A 14,580-nucleotide genomic window follows, 5' to 3' on the forward strand; every position below is an offset into this window, starting at 1 on the left:
ATTATTGAAGTCTCTCGTATTAACTGAGAACAACAAATTTTGGATAACCTATGAGGAGGATTACCATTTTTTTATTCATGAGTTTATTATTAGCTGCAGCCTGTAAGAATGAGCAGGCGCCATCGCCGGTGAGTGGTGGCGTTAACTGCGATGTAGCCAAGATCACCACTAGTTATGCGCTGGCGGCGATACAGACCAATTGTACCAACCGGGGCTGCCATCCCGGCGGCAATTCTCCTGCTGTGGCCGATTTCTCTACCGCCACTACATTAAAGTCCTATATCAATACGCACCGCTCTACGTTTGAGCTGCGGGCTATTGGTTCACTGGCCGATATGCCCCAGTCACAGGGCTTTCCGGCGCTGAGCCAGGGCATGAAAGATTCTATCGCCTGCTGGATAGCACATGGGCTTCCTGATCAATAACCTAAAACAGATCAATATGAAATACTGGCTGCTTTTGGTGAGCGCATGGCTGATGGTAACAAGTGCCACCGCACAAGACGTGTATACCTGCAAAAATGCCCGTTTATCTTTCTTTTCTTCCGCCCCAATGGAAGACATTGAAGCTAAAACAGATAAGGGCGCCTCTGCCCTCAATAAGAAAACAAAAGAAGTTTTTTTTAAGGTGGCTATCAGCTCCTTCGACTTTAAAAAGAAGCTGATGCAAGAACATTTTAATGAAAATTATCTCGAAAGTGATAAATACCCTTTCGCTGAATTCAAGGGAAAAATCAATGAAGACGTAGACTTCAGTAAAGAGGGCACTTTCCCGGTAACGGTAACGGGCACACTTAATATTCACGGGGTGGACAAAGTATATACTGCCAAAGGCACCCTGGCCACCCAGGGGAATACCATTACCGTAAATTCCACTTTCAACGTACGGGTAGCTGATCACCATATCAAAGTCCCTTCACTGGTAGTGAAGAATATCGCGGAAGTGGTAGCGGTAACCGTCAATGCAATTTATACTCCTTACAGTAATAAATAATCAATGACTACATGAAAATTATACCTGCTATATTATTATGTCTCGCCGCCGGCACTGCCGCGCAGGCTCAGAACAGCCTGGAGAAGCTGTTCGACAGCACCGGTACTACACATACACGCGTGCTGGATACATATAAATCGACCCGCATTATCCAGGGCCAGTCTACCGAAACGCTCCGCAAACATGAGCTGGACTTCCGGGTGGCACACCGCTTTGGTGACGCGGGGGGTGAGTTTGGAGGCACCAAAACGTTTTTTGGTACCGATAACTCTACCGATATCCGTATTGCCTTTGAGTATGGGATTTCCGATGACCTCATGGTAGGGATCAGCCGGAGTAAAGGTGCCGGTAACCTGCGCCAGTTGTACGAAGGACTGGTGAAGTACCGGTTTCTTCAGCAAACCAGGGATGACTATGTACCAGTATCTGTAGCGGTATTCGGTAATATGGTAATCAGTGGTATGCCGTCGGCCGCAGATAAATCGGTGCCCGATTATTTTGGGACTACGGCCGACCGTATGACGTATGTGGCCCAGGCGCTGGTATCCCGCAAATTTGCCGAGCGGCTGTCCTTCACGTTGATGCCGACTTATGTACACCGTAACCGGGTTTCATATATGGATATGAATAATATGTTTGCCCTGGGTGCTGCCGGCCGTTTGAAGCTGAGTAAACGCCTGGGATTACTGGCAGAGTATTATTATCCGTTCCGCACCGCTGAAAGCAAAGATTATTTCAAATCGTTGGGCACTAAATTCTATAACCCGCTGGGCGTGGGACTGGAAATAGAAACCGGGGGCCACGTATTCAGCATCACCTTTACCAACTCCACCGCCATCCTGGAAAACCAATTTATTCCGGAAACCACTACCTCCTGGTTGCAGGGGCAATTCCGCTGGGGTTTCAATATTTCCCGTAGATTTACGTTATTCGGGAAGAAGGATTGGAAAAAATAATCTGTCGCATACGTGAAAATTCAAGGCTGGCGAAGGTCGCAGCCCGCTTTATGCGGGTACAATCTGTAGCCATGGTCCTGGGACGCACCATCCACCTGCATGGAGCGTCCCGGGAACGTTTTTTGTCAGACGTTGCCTGGATGCGGCACGAGGCTTGCCATATAAAACAGTACCAGCGTTTTGGATTTTTTGGATTTCTATGGAGATATTTCGCTGAATACCTGCGCAGGGGCTATTATAACAACATCCTGGAGGTAGCAGCTAGGGCCGCTGAACAAGATCCGGCTATACTAGACAACATTGAAATAATCTAAAGAATCGTTAAAGTAGGGCAGATACCAGATTTTTTCCAACCACTGGTTTTATTTTTCTTATTTTTACGTTAAAGGTTGATTTTATGGTTAAGAAGGTAACAGAGGGCATCACCATCAGCGTGGAGACATTCTACCAGCCGGATTATTCAAATCCAATTGGAAGCGAATTCATGTTTGCTTACCGCATTACCATTGAAAACAATAACACTTTCCCCATCAAGTTGCTGCGCCGTCACTGGTATATTATCGATTCTAACGGCACACATCGTGAAGTGGAAGGAGAAGGTGTTGTAGGTGTTCAACCACTGCTGGCGCCCGGTGAAACTTACCAGTATGTCTCGGGATCCAATCTCAGAACAGAGATTGGTAAGATGTATGGTACTTATCAGATGGAAAACCAACTGGACAAGAAAATTCTCGAGGTGAAAATCCCTGAATTCCAGATGGTCGTTCCTTTCAAACTCAACTAATCCTGTCTTCGTTTAGCCTGTAACCGTTATTTAGGCCTGTATTTGGTGGCCTTAAAGATTTCCGTCATATCTTTCGATTCCATTAATTGCTGCAAGGTAACCTCCTTGTGCTCATTCATATATTTCTTTATGATCTGCCAGCCCACGAAATTGGCGATTTTGCCTGGAGCGCCCTCGGGCATGCCCTGTGTAGAAGGGCCATCACCCACAAAATGATTGATTTGCTGCCAGTCGCTGGAGTACACCAGGTTATTCTGCACAAAAAACTGCCAGATCATCTGCTCATTGTCATAGCACCAGTCCAGCTGACTCTTGGTATATCCCAGTTTCACGGTGTCTGGAGTACCGGGGAGTACCTTATCCAGGAAATACTGTTGCTTACCCGCTTCCATCATCTGTTCCAGCAGGTTCGCATTTTTACGCGCAGGGGGATATAATTGTTGCTGTATCACCTGCATACAGTTGGTGGTAATGTACTCGGGGGCAAAGCGGCGTATCATATAATCCGGGTAGTCAGGGATCTGGGCATAGGGAGGAAAGTCAGCTCCCATGTACATATCCAGCCCTATTCCCAGGATAGTGTCCACTGTAATGGCACCATAATTGGCTATTCCCGAAATAAAAGTGACCACTTTTGGCGGATGAAAGAAAGGAATATAATATTTAATATACCGGAAACACTGTGCCAGCTGAGCGTTTAGCGCAGACCCGTCGCCAAATTTTGCCTGTACCGATTGTTCCAGGTGACGGAAGTCGGGTGTGGTCAGGAACATATGCAGCTGTTGCTGTACCGTACTGCTGCTATCGGAATAGGCGCCCAGGTTCATAATATCCGTTACATACAGGGGCAGAAATACCGGGTAGCTGGCATGTAGCCTCGCAAGACCGGGTTGCATGGCAGTGGTGTCGATAGTGAACAGGGCCGAATCAAAGCGCGATACACTAACGGTCATGGGTATATGACTTACGTCCGGGGCTTTGGGCCCCGATGTACAGGCCGCCATCCCCAGCAGGGCAATCAGGCTGGCTGTCAGCAGGGTATATTTATTAATGTAACTTTGCATCACTCTTAAAACTCATCTAAGGTAAAATTATTATTTACCTTGTATTATAAAAAATTGTGAACTAGCATCATCTATGAAGAAGATTCTCTTTTTGCTGGCCATTACGGGTATCACACAGGTAAGTATGGGTCAGTATGGCGGCCCCCGGGCTTTCAGACATGGAACCAGGCTGGGATTTACATTGAACCCGATGATATCGGTGTTAAAACCGCAGGAATCGGGCGTAAACCGCAACAGTGCTAAGGCTGGGCTTAATTTCGGGCTCATGGCCGACTTTAACCTCAACGACAGGGGCACCTATGCCCTCTCCTCGGGATTCCAGGTGATGCTGGCAGGCAGCAAGCTGCAATACGATGCCGGTAAAGGATTGAGCAGCTATAGCGGCAATACGGCCGAATATAATATGAAGCTCACCTATATCGAAATCCCCGTAGCGCTGAAACTGAAGTCGGTGCCCATGGAAAATGATATCGTGTGGTGGGGGCAATTTGGTAGCTACCTCGATTTCCCGGTGAGCGGCCGTGCCAATGTGGTGAGTGGCAGCCAGTCGTACGACCGGGTAAATATCCTGTCGGACATGAACCGCATTAACATTGGTATGTTGATAGGAGGAGGCGTAGAATATCCACTGGGCGAGAATTTGACCGGCCTGGTGGGCGTTACCTACCAGAACGGGTTTGTAGATGTAACCCGCAATGCAAAATGGAATGATGGCAGGGTAAATATGAATAACTTCGCCCTGCGGCTGGGAATATTCTTCTAGCCGTTTTTTTGAATCAGCTCACTTTATTACTATGAATATTATACTGGCGCAACAGAATTATCATATAGGCAATTTCGAGAAAAATACAGAGAAGATTATAGCCGGCATCCAGGCGGCCAAAGCACAGGGCGCCGACCTGGTCGTGTTTTCAGAGTTGTGCGTTTGCGGATATCCTCCGCGTGATTTCCTGGAGTTTGAAGACTTTATCGCACAGTGCCACAAAGCCATTGATGTGATTAAAACACATACCAGCGATATCGCCGTTTTAGTAGGCGCCCCGGCCCGGAACGCACAACGGGAAGGGAAAGACCTCTTTAATGCGGCCTGGTTCCTGTACGAGGGGGAAGTAAAACAGGTCGTTCACAAAACCCTGTTGCCTACCTACGATGTATTTGATGAATACCGGTATTTCGAGCCTTCTTACGAATGGAACATTATTCCATTTAAAGGAAAAAAGCTGGCCGTCACCATCTGTGAAGATATCTGGAACCTGGGAGATAATCCCCTGTACCGTATCTGTCCGATGGATCAGCTGATTGCCCAGGAGCCGGATGTAATGATTAACCTTTCTGCTTCTCCGTTTGACTATGACCATGATGAAGACAGGAAGGAAATTATCCTGGCCAATGTATTAAAATACAAGATTCCGCTGTATTACTGTAATACCGTGGGTTCCCAGACAGAAATTGTATTCGATGGTGGCTCCCTGATTTATGATGCCCAGGGCAATATCGTTAAAGAACTACCTTACTTCGAAGAGGCGATGGGAGGCATAGAGCTGGAAAAGCTGGTGGGTAGCAATTTACCACCGGTGAAACCTTCCGGCTTTACACCGCTCATGGCGCTGGAGTTCGATCATAATATTCACCGTATTTACGATGCACTGGTGATGGGCATTCGCGATTATTTTGGTAAAATGGGCTTTACCAAAGCCATCCTGGGCTCTTCCGGCGGTATTGACAGCGCAGTTACCCTGGCTATTGCCTGCGAGGCATTGGGTAAAGATAATGTGAGGGCTGTATTGATGCCTTCTCCCTATTCTACCAGCCACTCTGTAGATGATGCCGTGGCACTGTCCAGGAACCTGGGCAACCCTTACGATATCATTCGCATTAATGATATCTACGAAACCTTCCTGGCCACGCTGGAGCCTTATTTTAAAGGGCTGCCATTTAATGTGGCGGAAGAAAATACCCAATCCCGTATCAGGGGAAATCTCTTAATGGGCTTGTCTAACAAATTTGGCTATATCTTGCTGAATACCTCCAACAAGAGCGAGTTGTCTACCGGTTATGGTACTTTATATGGCGATATGGCGGGAGGTTTGTCTGTTTTGGGAGATGTGTATAAGATGCAGGTATATTCCCTGGCACGGTATATTAACCGGGAGAAAGAGATCATACCGGCGAATATTATTGATAAGGCGCCATCAGCAGAGCTGCGCCCTGATCAGAAAGACAGCGACAGCTTACCAGACTACGCGATACTGGATCGCATCCTGTATCAGTATATTGAGCGCCGTCAGGGCCCTCGTGAAATTGTAGCACAGGGCTTCGACTCGGCGTTGGTTTCGCGGACCTTAAAGATGGTGAACACCAATGAATACAAGCGAAATCAATTCTGCCCCATTATCCGGGTATCTTCCAAGGCTTTTGGTGTGGGCCGCAGGGTACCTATTGTGGGGAAATATCTTAGTTGAGCTGAAAGCGATATGGCTTTTCGCTCTTTTATTATCTTTGTCAAAATTTTATCATACAACACATGTTACAAGTACCGTTTATACGTCAAAATAAAGAATTTGTGCTGGAGCGTCTGGCCTTTAAGAATTTCAAAGAACTGGAAGTAGTGGAAGAAGTGTTGGCCCTGGACGACAAGCGCAAGAAATTAACCCTGGAATACGATGAAACCCAAGCACAGGTAAACAGTTTGTCTAAAGAAATAGGGAAACTGATGGCGCAGGGCAAGAAAGAAGAAGGAGAAGCGCAGCGTGCTGCTGTAGCGGCTTTGAAAGACCGCCTGGGACCTGTAAATGAAGAATTGAATGCTACTGAAAAGGCATTGCACGATACCCTGGTAAAGCTGCCTAACCTGCCTGCTGCGATGGTGCCCGCCGGTAAAACGCCCGAAGAAAACGAAATCGTGCGCAGCGGCGGTAAGATTCCTGACCTGTATGCAGGCGCTGTTCCTCACTGGGACCTGGCGAAACAATATGACCTGATTGACTTTGAGCTGGGCAACAAAATTACCGGCAGCGGTTTTCCTGTTTTCAAAAACAGGGGCGCCCGTTTACAACGCGCTTTAATCCAGTATTTCCTGGATTATAATACCAGCAACGGGTATACCGAATACGCGCCACCTTACCTGGTAAACGAAGCCTCTGCTTATGGCACTGGTCAGCTGCCCGACAAAGAAGGCCAGATGTATCATGCCACGGAAGATAACTACTATCTCATTCCTACGGCAGAAGTACCGGTAACCAATATCTATCGCGATGAAATCGTGAAAGATACCGATCTGCCCATCAAAATGACGGCCTATACGCCCTGCTTCCGCCGCGAAGCCGGTTCTTATGGTAAAGATGTACGTGGATTAAACCGGGTGCACCAGTTTGATAAAGTAGAAATTGTACAGCTGGTACATCCCGAAAAATCTTTTGAGGCGCTGGATGAAATGATTGCGCATGTGGAAACGCTGCTGAACCAGCTGGAGCTGCCTTATCGTATTCTGCGCTTATGCGCCGGCGATATGAGCTTCACCTCTGCCATCACCTACGACTTCGAAGTGTATAGCGCCGCCCAGCAAAAATGGCTGGAAGTGAGCTCTGTGAGCAACTTTGAAGCGTACCAGACCAATCGTATGAAAATACGCTTCAAGGAAAACAATGGTAAGCCGCAGTTAGTGCATTCCCTGAATGGCAGCTCCCTGGCGTTGCCCCGTATTCTTGCCTGCCTGTTGGAAAACAACCAGACAGCTGAAGGTATCCAGGTGCCAACCGTGCTGCAGTCTTACTTTGGTAGCCATATGATATAATTACCCACAATGATCTGGTGGCCAGAACGCTGGTCACCAGATCATCGGATATGCCGATGTGTACATGAAACATTTCCTTCCCAATGGCGATGAACTCATTATTCGCCCGCCTGTATTACAGGATGCAGCAGGGCTGCTGGCCAGCTTCCAGCGCCTGACCCGGGAAACGGACTTTCTCCTTTTTACCCACCGTGAGTCATTGGAGCTGGATATCCACTCCGAACAGGATTATATCCAGGGCTATCTCGATAATCCCCATCAACTCTTATTACTGGCTATCGTAAAAGGTAATATTGTAGGCTCTGTCAATGTTAACCACAGCGGTTTACATAAAAAGGCCCACTCTGCAGAAATGGGCATTGCCGTAGAAAGCCAGTGGAATAACATGGGAATAGGCCGCCGACTGATGACCGCTATGCTACGCTGGGCGGAAGAACGCCCGGATTTATACCTGCTTTCCCTACAGGTATTTGCTACCAACGAAAAAGCCATGCAGTTATACCGCAACTTCGGTTTTATGGAGTGTGGACGCCTGCCCCGCGGCATCCTGCAAAAAAATGGCGCCTATGTAGACCTGATCACTATGTACCTGCAAATAAAACCACTGCCATAATTACTGGAATACGATTATTTTTAACGTCTAAAACCATGCGCATGGACCGATATGACCGTCAAACCCGGTTGGAGGGATTTGGACCACAGAAACAGGCATTATTACAACAAGCCAAAGTATTGGTAATAGGCGCTGGTGGCCTGGGCGTACCCGTATTACAGTATCTGACTGCCATGGGCATTGGCCGTATTGGTATCGTGGAGCATGATATGGTATCTGTTACCAACCTGCAAAGGCAAGTACTTTATCATACCGCCGATCAGGGACAACCTAAAGTAACCCTGGCCGCAAAACGCCTGCAGGCACTGAATCCAGAGGTTACCCATGTAGTACACGATACCTGGCTCACTACCGAAAACGCCCTGGCGCTTTTTGCCGCTTATGATGTGATTGTTGATTGCTCCGATAATTTCGGTACCCGCTACCTGGTCAATGATGCCTGTGTAATTACCGGGAAACCACTGGTATATGGTGCTATCTATAAATACGAGGGACAGGTAAGTGTGTTTAACTACCAGGAAGGGGCTACCTACCGTTGCCTGTTTCCCGAACCGCCCGAAAGCGGTGAAATGCTGAACTGCAGCGATATTGGGGTGCTAGGCGTATTACCCGGCATCATTGGTTGTTACCAGGCCAATGAAACCGTAAAGGTGATCACAGGTATTGGAACACCCTTGCGCAACCAGTTAATGACCATTGATACGCTGCATAATAACCACGTGGTATTTAACATCTCTCCAGTAGCTGCCAACCGGCAGATAACTGCTTTACAGGCCAACTACAAACAAACCGTTTGCGAGGTGGCCGGCGTACAATCCTTATCTGTGGACGAACTGGCGCAGTGGCAGGAAAATAATACCCGCTTTACCCTACTGGATGTGCGGGAGATAGATGAGTGGGATATTTGCCATATATCACCTTCGCTGCATATTCCCATGGGAGAAGTGATGCAACGGATCGCCGCATTACCGGCCGATATGCCGATAGCGGTGCTTTGTCACCATGGTATGCGTAGCCGCGCCGTGGCGCAACGCCTGGTAGCAGCGGGTTTCAAACGAATATACAATGTGGAGGGCGGTATTCATGCCTGGGCTTGTGTCATAGATGACCAAATGCAAACTTACTAACTGTGATAGCAGAACTCTGTTTACTTTTTTTCCTGGTAGCACTGGCTTATTCTGCAGCGGGCTTTGGCGGCGGATCGAGTTACCTGGCCATGCTGGCATTATGGAGTGTAGATTTTCAACTGATGAAATCTACGGCATTAATATGTAATGTGGCTGTGGTAATTGGAGGTGTATATCATTTTTACAGGAGTGGTCATTTGCCATTGAAAAAAGCCTGGCAGTTGTCGCTGATCAGCGTGCCCCTGGCATTTGTGGGTAGTTACCTGCCTTTGAAGCAGGCTACCTTTTTCCTGTTGCTGGGAGTGGCTCTTACGCTGGCGGCGCTGGTGATGTGTTACCGGCTGTTTTTTGAGCGGGAAGAGCCTATTATTCCCGCCAACAGGGGTAATGGAGTGGTATATGGCGTTATCGGCGGCGCTATAGGCCTGCTGTCGGGCATGACCGGCATAGGCGGTGGCATATATCTATCGCCGGTGCTGCGTTTGGGAAAATATGATACCGCCAAGAATATAGCGGGTTTGAGCAGCTTTTTTATCCTGGTTAATTCCATTGCCGGGCTATGCGGACAGGCCGCCAAACACGCTATTGTATTCGACTGGAAGTTTACAGGGCCTTTGCTGCTAGCGGTTATTTTAGGTGGACAGATAGGCGCACGCCTGAGTGCTAAAGTGCTGAAACCCAGGTGGGTGGCTGGCGCTACCGCGATGCTGATCTTATATGCCGGGGTGAGAATGTTGATCAAATAGCATTATCCTCCAATCACAGACATACTTTCCATATACTTTTCTGCATGGTGCTTTTCGGCTTCAAAGCCATTGGCAAATCGCTGATGGATGGCCAATTGTATGGCGCTTAACAGCAATGGTTGCTGTGCCGGGTCTCTCATTATTTCCTTTACATTCAGCACATCATTGCCGTACAGGCAGGTTTTCATACTACCGGTAGCGGATATACGAAGCCGGTTACAGGTGCCGCAAAATGTGCGGCTATAGGCAGGAATGACGCCAATATTGCCTTTATGCCCCGGAATGTGGTAGTTGAGCGAAGTAGAATGTGGCGCATCGGCTATTTTCTCTAATGGATATGCTGCGCTGATGGTATCCAGTATTTTCTGATAATGCCAGTTAATACCGGAAAACAGGTGTCCCTGGCCATTGAAAGGCATTTCTTCTATGAATCGCACCGACAAGGCATGGTCGCGGGTAAGGGCGGCGAAGTCGGTGAGTTCATCCGTATTCACATTTTCCATCACCACCACGTTGATTTTTACCTGCATTTGTTGTTGGAGCAGGCTTTGCAGGGTATCCACCACAGCGGCGTATTTATCGCGCCGGGTAATTTGCAAGAAACGATCGGCCCGGAGGGTGTCCAGGCTCAGGTTAATATGCCGGATGCCCAGTGCTTGCAGTGCGGGAATATAAGGTTGGGTAAGCACGCCATTGGTGGTAACGGCAATTTCATCAATGCCCGGGATCCGGGTTATTTTTTCGAGCAATTGCATCAAACCCGGTCTGAGAAAGGGTTCTCCACCGGTGATCCGAACTTTGGAAATACCAGCGCCGGCTAATGTTTGCAATAAAAGTAATATTTCTTCATCGTTGAGTAATGCCTTACTGTTAACGAAGTGCATATGTTCCGGCATGCAGTAGGTACAACGGAGGTTGCACCGGTCTGTTACCGATAGCCGAACATAGTCGATCGTGCGATGATGTGCATCTGTAAGCATGCGTGTTAGCAATTTTTGCCGGCCATAGGATTGTCAAATGACTGGCTATCATCCTCGTCTCTGTCAGTAAGACACTTAAAATCTTTTTCTACCAGTACCTTCAGTTCCGAACCATCATGGTTGGGTAACGTCAGTTCAAAACCTACCTGGTCTGGCGGATACCACGCATCCAGCTGTGGAAGCGGCAATAGGAGGTGTACCCCATCTTGTTCCATTTTAATAATGGGATCGGTAATATCTTTTCCCCGTATGCAGAAGTGAAGCGTGCCGGCGCCGATATGCGTGATAGATTCCACTTTTCCTACATTTTGGAGAAGTTCCAGATCTGTTTTGTCCAGCCGGTACCTGATGCTATTACCTCGTATCCTGATTTTCATAAAAAATGCTTTATCTGCCGTACTAAAATTACTACTTTATCGGGGCTATATTGTAGTTTTAACGAACAATTTAACCGGTATGGGCATATTATTGTTTGGTGTGGCAAAAGATATTACAGGTGCGGCGATGCTGGAAAAGCCGGCGCAGGTGCGGGATGTGGCAGCGCTGAAGGCCTGGTTGTATGAGGCTTATCCCGGGCTGCAGCAGCTGAAATCCATGATGATAGCGGTTAACAGAACCTATGCCGCTGATTCACAGGTAATTAATGAGCAGGATGAAGTAGCCGTTATTCCGCCTGTAAGTGGTGGCTGATCTTTTGTTGCCCGCTTTTAAAGCATATTTTTTAGTAAAGAAGAGATGGAAATATTAATAGATATTAAAGATACGATTACCGTACAGGAGGCACTGGATTTTATACAGTCGCCCGCCTGCGGCGGAGAAGTGATTTTTGCCGGTACCGTGCGTAATCATACCAAACAACGGCCCGTGCTGAAATTATTTTATGAATGTTACGAAGCCATGGCTATCTCAGAAATGCAGAAAATAGCGACGCAGGTGCAGGAACGTTGGGAGATCCAAAAGATGGTGATGCTGCATGCGGTGGGAGATAAATACCCGGGCGATATAGCCGTGGTAATAGCGGTGGCGGCGGCGCACCGGGGCATTGCCTTCGACGCCTGTGAATACGTAATCGATACCCTGAAAGAAACCGTTCCTATCTGGAAGAAAGAATTTTTTGCCGATGGCGAAATCGCCTGAATAACTTCCCTGTTTTTTATTTCTTGAGGCTGGATAACACCGTCGCTTTTTCTTCCGGTGTGTTGGCATTGAACTGCTCCGTGGCAAAAGGGTTCTGGAGTAGCTCTACATCGCTGTTCAGCAAGGTTTTACGCGGACAGCTTTTCCCATTCAGTACATTTTGTTGTAATGTTTGCAAGCCGCCAGGTTCCCATATAGCAATCAGGGGTTCCGGCGAGTCATTAAACGGGCTGATGAAAGAGGTGGCTGATTTCTGTGGATTCCGTGCCTGGATCAGTAACTCCAGGCTTTGCCGGCTTAGCAGGGGAAGATCGCAGGCCACTATCAGCCAGGCAGTTGCCGGTTGCAACGCATGTGCGCTGAGGAGCCCGGCAGAAGGGCCGCCATGAGGTACATTGTCAGGTATTAGTAGTGGATGAGCAGCAAAGTGGGCCTGTTGTTCCGGCCGGCAGGAAACATATACTTCTTCTAAGAAAGATTGCAGTAAAGTAACCAGGTATTGCCATTGCGGTACGCCATGGTAGGCGATATCACTTTTATCTTCGTGCATCCGTGTACTAAATCCGCCGCAGAGCACGAGACCTTTTAATGGTGCATTATTATTTGCTGTAGTCATGTTTTCCCCCGGTTTTGCTGATCAGTTTCGTTTCCCGGATAATCATTTCCTGGGTGAGCGCTTTACACATGTCGTAGATGGTGAGTGCGGCTACGCTGGCGCCGGTGAGGGCTTCCATTTCCACGCCTGTTTTGCCATTTGTTTTCACGGTGCAACGGATAATGGCTTCTTCCCCTTCCAGCTGTATCTGCAGATCGCAGCCATCCAGCAACAAGGTATGGCAAAGCGGAATAAGTTCCGGCGTTTTTTTGGCGGCCATGATACCCGCAATAATGGCAGTCTGAAAAACGCCACCCTTGCGGGTTTGGATGTCTTGTCCTGTAAATTGCGCCCGCACCGGCTCCGGTAAATACACACGACTCTCGGCAACGGCTATACGATAGGTATCCTGTTTGCCGCTGATATCTACCATGGCTGGTTGACCACTTTCATTGAGGTGCGAAAAACCGCTACTTGATTCATTGGACATAAAAGCATAAATTTAAAGAAGTTCACCTTATACAAAAGTAATTCAAAATGATGTTGACTGTTGCTGCTGCATTTAAGGCTGTGATGGATACGGTATGGGACCTGGGTACAGAAACGGTTGCCTTTGAAACGGCCACTGGCCGCGTTTTGCGGGAGCCGATACTGGCCGATAGGCCTTTTCCGCCGTTTGACCGTATTACCATGGATGGTATCGCGGTAAACTATGATAGCTATGTCAGGGGGCAGCATATTTTTGGGGTGGAAGACATACAGGCTGCCGGGGCACCACAGCTGCAGCTTTCCAATACCGCTAATTGCATAGAGGTGATGACCGGCGCCGTATTACCGGAAATGACAGATACCGTTATTCCTTACGAGCACCTGGAATTTTCTGAACACGAAGGATTCCGTCGGTTTACGGTACATGGTACCGTAAAAAAAGGCCAGAACATACATTACAAAGGATCTGATGTGGATAAGGGGGCCGCACTGCTGCAGCCGGGCGTAGTGATAGGTCCGGCGGAAATAGGTGTATTGGCTACCGTAGGAAAAACAAGGGTTCGGGTAAGCCGACAGCCGCGGGTGGTAGTGATTGCCACCGGCGATGAGCTGGTACCGGTACATGCCACGCCGGCCCTGCACCAGGTGCGCATGTCGAACGTTTACAGCCTGGTGGCCGCGTTGGAACAGATCGGTATCAAAGCCCGTTATATACATCTGACTGATGAAGTCGCCACCATGCGGGCACAGCTGGAGCCGCTGTTAACGGAAACGGATATATGGATTAGTTCCGGGGCAGTGAGCGCCGGTAAATTTGATTATCTCCCTGCCGTATTACAACAGTTAGGCATGCAACAGGTATTTCATAAAGTACAGCAACGACCCGGAAAGCCTTTCCTGTTTGGCACTTTCCCGGATGGCCCATTAGTATTTGCCTTACCGGGCAACCCTGTGTCGGGCTTCATGTGCTTTTACAGGTATATACGCCCCTGGATACAAGCCGCTATGGGCGAGGTAAACCCCGCGCCGGTGTATGCGCAGTTAGCGGAAAAAATTGTGTTTGATGCGGCATTGGAATACTATATCCCGGTAAAACTGCAATCACAACCCGATGGGGTATTGCTGGCAATACCGCAGCCCTACCAGGGTTCCGGCGATCTGGCCAGCCTGTTGAAAGCCGATGCCTTCCTGGCATTACCACTGGAAGAAAATGTTTTTGAAAAAGGAAATTGTTACGAGGTATGGAAATTTCGTTGAGATAAACCCGCCATTTTGTTAAATAAGGATTCGTTTGCCTGGATAG

19 protein-coding genes are annotated in these 14,580 nt (G+C 48.2%); 14 read left to right on the plus strand and 5 right to left on the minus strand.

Annotation, left to right across the window (positions count from 1 at the left end):
• Positions 1 to 77: 77 nt before the first annotated feature.
• The 5 genes from FHW36_RS05420 (at position 78) to apaG (ending at position 2,733) form a co-directional block, all read left to right on the plus strand.
• The gene (locus FHW36_RS05420; RefSeq protein ID WP_145663440.1) at positions 78 to 425 is read left to right on the plus strand and encodes a hypothetical protein; all 348 of its coding nucleotides are present in this window, start codon (positions 78 to 80) and stop codon (positions 423 to 425) included.
• Between the two features lie 16 nt (positions 426 to 441).
• On the plus strand, positions 442 to 993 hold the full coding sequence (locus FHW36_RS05425) for a YceI family protein (protein WP_145663445.1): 552 nt from the start codon (positions 442 to 444) through the stop codon (positions 991 to 993).
• Positions 994 to 1,004: 11 nt separating this feature from the next.
• Complete coding sequence (locus FHW36_RS05430; protein ID WP_145663469.1) at positions 1,005 to 1,949, plus strand: DUF5777 family beta-barrel protein; 945 nt, start codon at positions 1,005 to 1,007, stop codon at positions 1,947 to 1,949.
• Positions 1,937 to 2,263 (plus strand): DUF4157 domain-containing protein, encoded by a 327-nt coding sequence (locus FHW36_RS05435; RefSeq protein WP_145663472.1) that lies wholly within the window; start codon positions 1,937 to 1,939, stop codon positions 2,261 to 2,263. The genes FHW36_RS05430 and FHW36_RS05435 overlap by 13 nt, the downstream gene beginning before the upstream one ends.
• Positions 2,264 to 2,346: 83 nt before the next feature.
• On the plus strand, positions 2,347 to 2,733 hold the full coding sequence (gene apaG, locus FHW36_RS05440) for a Co2+/Mg2+ efflux protein ApaG (RefSeq protein WP_106526994.1): 387 nt from the start codon (positions 2,347 to 2,349) through the stop codon (positions 2,731 to 2,733).
• 26 nt (positions 2,734 to 2,759) lie between these two features.
• Here the strand turns inward: apaG and gldB are convergent, their stop codons facing one another.
• Positions 2,760 to 3,797, minus strand: a complete 1,038-nt coding sequence (gene gldB, locus FHW36_RS05445) for a gliding motility lipoprotein GldB (RefSeq protein WP_145663474.1) — start codon at positions 3,795 to 3,797, stop codon at positions 2,760 to 2,762.
• 73 nt (positions 3,798 to 3,870) lie between these two features.
• Here gldB and FHW36_RS05450 point away from each other — a divergent pair, with 73 nt between their 5' ends.
• The 6 genes from FHW36_RS05450 (at position 3,871) to FHW36_RS05475 (ending at position 10,076) form a co-directional block, all read left to right on the plus strand.
• A complete protein-coding gene (locus FHW36_RS05450) occupies positions 3,871 to 4,560 on the plus strand; it encodes a porin family protein (RefSeq protein ID WP_145663477.1) in 690 nt (229 codons plus the stop codon).
• Between the two features lie 31 nt (positions 4,561 to 4,591).
• Positions 4,592 to 6,259, plus strand: a complete 1,668-nt coding sequence (locus tag FHW36_RS05455) for an NAD+ synthase (RefSeq protein WP_145663480.1) — start codon at positions 4,592 to 4,594, stop codon at positions 6,257 to 6,259.
• A gap of 62 nt (positions 6,260 to 6,321) precedes the next feature.
• The gene (serS, locus tag FHW36_RS05460; RefSeq protein WP_145663483.1) at positions 6,322 to 7,590 is read left to right on the plus strand and encodes a serine--tRNA ligase; all 1,269 of its coding nucleotides are present in this window, start codon (positions 6,322 to 6,324) and stop codon (positions 7,588 to 7,590) included.
• A gap of 64 nt (positions 7,591 to 7,654) precedes the next feature.
• On the plus strand, positions 7,655 to 8,203 hold the full coding sequence (locus FHW36_RS05465; protein ID WP_145663486.1) for a GNAT family N-acetyltransferase: 549 nt from the start codon (positions 7,655 to 7,657) through the stop codon (positions 8,201 to 8,203).
• A 41-nt stretch (positions 8,204 to 8,244) separates the two neighbouring features.
• The gene (locus FHW36_RS05470) at positions 8,245 to 9,330 is read left to right on the plus strand and encodes a HesA/MoeB/ThiF family protein (protein WP_145663489.1); all 1,086 of its coding nucleotides are present in this window, start codon (positions 8,245 to 8,247) and stop codon (positions 9,328 to 9,330) included.
• A gap of 2 nt (positions 9,331 to 9,332) precedes the next feature.
• Complete coding sequence (locus FHW36_RS05475) at positions 9,333 to 10,076, plus strand: sulfite exporter TauE/SafE family protein (protein WP_145663492.1); 744 nt, start codon at positions 9,333 to 9,335, stop codon at positions 10,074 to 10,076.
• A gap of 2 nt (positions 10,077 to 10,078) precedes the next feature.
• On the opposite strand, the gene moaA is transcribed toward FHW36_RS05475, so the two are convergent.
• Positions 10,079 to 11,056, minus strand: coding sequence for a GTP 3',8-cyclase MoaA (gene moaA / locus FHW36_RS05480; RefSeq protein ID WP_145663497.1), 978 nt, complete (start codon positions 11,054 to 11,056; stop codon positions 10,079 to 10,081).
• 5 nt (positions 11,057 to 11,061) lie between these two features.
• The gene (locus FHW36_RS05485; RefSeq protein ID WP_145663500.1) at positions 11,062 to 11,433 is read right to left on the minus strand and encodes a DUF7009 family protein; all 372 of its coding nucleotides are present in this window, start codon (positions 11,431 to 11,433) and stop codon (positions 11,062 to 11,064) included.
• A gap of 79 nt (positions 11,434 to 11,512) precedes the next feature.
• Between FHW36_RS05485 and moaD the strand changes: the two genes are divergently transcribed.
• On the plus strand, positions 11,513 to 11,746 hold the full coding sequence (gene moaD, locus FHW36_RS05490) for a molybdopterin converting factor subunit 1 (RefSeq protein ID WP_145663502.1): 234 nt from the start codon (positions 11,513 to 11,515) through the stop codon (positions 11,744 to 11,746).
• A 45-nt stretch (positions 11,747 to 11,791) separates the two neighbouring features.
• The gene (locus FHW36_RS05495; protein WP_145663505.1) at positions 11,792 to 12,193 is read left to right on the plus strand and encodes a molybdopterin synthase catalytic subunit; all 402 of its coding nucleotides are present in this window, start codon (positions 11,792 to 11,794) and stop codon (positions 12,191 to 12,193) included.
• 16 nt (positions 12,194 to 12,209) lie between these two features.
• On the opposite strand, the gene FHW36_RS05500 is transcribed toward FHW36_RS05495, so the two are convergent.
• Both FHW36_RS05500 and moaC read right to left on the minus strand, forming a co-directional pair.
• Positions 12,210 to 12,809: an NTP transferase domain-containing protein gene (locus tag FHW36_RS05500; RefSeq protein ID WP_145663507.1), complete on the minus strand. Its 600-nt coding sequence runs from the start codon at positions 12,807 to 12,809 to the stop codon at positions 12,210 to 12,212.
• Complete coding sequence (gene moaC / locus FHW36_RS05505) at positions 12,793 to 13,278, minus strand: cyclic pyranopterin monophosphate synthase MoaC (protein WP_145663510.1); 486 nt, start codon at positions 13,276 to 13,278, stop codon at positions 12,793 to 12,795. Before moaC ends, FHW36_RS05500 begins: the two co-directional genes overlap by 17 nt.
• A gap of 47 nt (positions 13,279 to 13,325) precedes the next feature.
• On the opposite strand from moaC, the gene FHW36_RS05510 reads away from it, so the two are divergent.
• Positions 13,326 to 14,534: a molybdopterin molybdotransferase MoeA gene (locus tag FHW36_RS05510; protein ID WP_145663513.1), complete on the plus strand. Its 1,209-nt coding sequence runs from the start codon at positions 13,326 to 13,328 to the stop codon at positions 14,532 to 14,534.
• Positions 14,535 to 14,580 lie beyond the last annotated feature (46 nt).

It is taken from the genome of Chitinophaga polysaccharea (genome assembly GCF_007829335.1).
Lineage (GTDB): Bacteria > Bacteroidota > Bacteroidia > Chitinophagales > Chitinophagaceae > Chitinophaga > Chitinophaga polysaccharea_B.

What these genes read in the sequence shown, in the direction of transcription:
- FHW36_RS05425 (WP_145663445.1), top strand. Translation starts at nt 442, where the DNA reads ATGAAATACTGGCTGCTTTTGGTGAGCGCATGGCTGATGGTAACAAGT.
- moaA (WP_145663497.1), bottom strand. Translation starts at nt 11,056, where the DNA reads ATGCTTACAGATGCACATCATCGCACGATCGACTATGTTCGGCTATCG.
- FHW36_RS05485 (WP_145663500.1), bottom strand. Translation starts at nt 11,433, where the DNA reads ATGAAAATCAGGATACGAGGTAATAGCATCAGGTACCGGCTGGACAAA.
- FHW36_RS05495 (WP_145663505.1), top strand. Translation starts at nt 11,792, where the DNA reads ATGGAAATATTAATAGATATTAAAGATACGATTACCGTACAGGAGGCA.
- FHW36_RS05500 (WP_145663507.1), bottom strand. Translation starts at nt 12,809, where the DNA reads ATGACTACAGCAAATAATAATGCACCATTAAAAGGTCTCGTGCTCTGC.
- moaC (WP_145663510.1), bottom strand. Translation starts at nt 13,278, where the DNA reads ATGTCCAATGAATCAAGTAGCGGTTTTTCGCACCTCAATGAAAGTGGT.
- moaD (WP_145663502.1), top strand. Translation starts at nt 11,513, where the DNA reads ATGGGCATATTATTGTTTGGTGTGGCAAAAGATATTACAGGTGCGGCG.
- FHW36_RS05470 (WP_145663489.1), top strand. Translation starts at nt 8,245, where the DNA reads ATGGACCGATATGACCGTCAAACCCGGTTGGAGGGATTTGGACCACAG.
- gldB (WP_145663474.1), bottom strand. Translation starts at nt 3,797, where the DNA reads ATGCAAAGTTACATTAATAAATATACCCTGCTGACAGCCAGCCTGATT.
- FHW36_RS05420 (WP_145663440.1), top strand. Translation starts at nt 78, where the DNA reads ATGAGTTTATTATTAGCTGCAGCCTGTAAGAATGAGCAGGCGCCATCG.
- FHW36_RS05510 (WP_145663513.1), top strand. Translation starts at nt 13,326, where the DNA reads ATGATGTTGACTGTTGCTGCTGCATTTAAGGCTGTGATGGATACGGTA.
- FHW36_RS05430 (WP_145663469.1), top strand. Translation starts at nt 1,005, where the DNA reads ATGAAAATTATACCTGCTATATTATTATGTCTCGCCGCCGGCACTGCC.
- FHW36_RS05450 (WP_145663477.1), top strand. Translation starts at nt 3,871, where the DNA reads ATGAAGAAGATTCTCTTTTTGCTGGCCATTACGGGTATCACACAGGTA.
- FHW36_RS05455 (WP_145663480.1), top strand. Translation starts at nt 4,592, where the DNA reads ATGAATATTATACTGGCGCAACAGAATTATCATATAGGCAATTTCGAG.
- serS (WP_145663483.1), top strand. Translation starts at nt 6,322, where the DNA reads ATGTTACAAGTACCGTTTATACGTCAAAATAAAGAATTTGTGCTGGAG.
- apaG (WP_106526994.1), top strand. Translation starts at nt 2,347, where the DNA reads ATGGTTAAGAAGGTAACAGAGGGCATCACCATCAGCGTGGAGACATTC.
- FHW36_RS05465 (WP_145663486.1), top strand. Translation starts at nt 7,655, where the DNA reads ATGAAACATTTCCTTCCCAATGGCGATGAACTCATTATTCGCCCGCCT.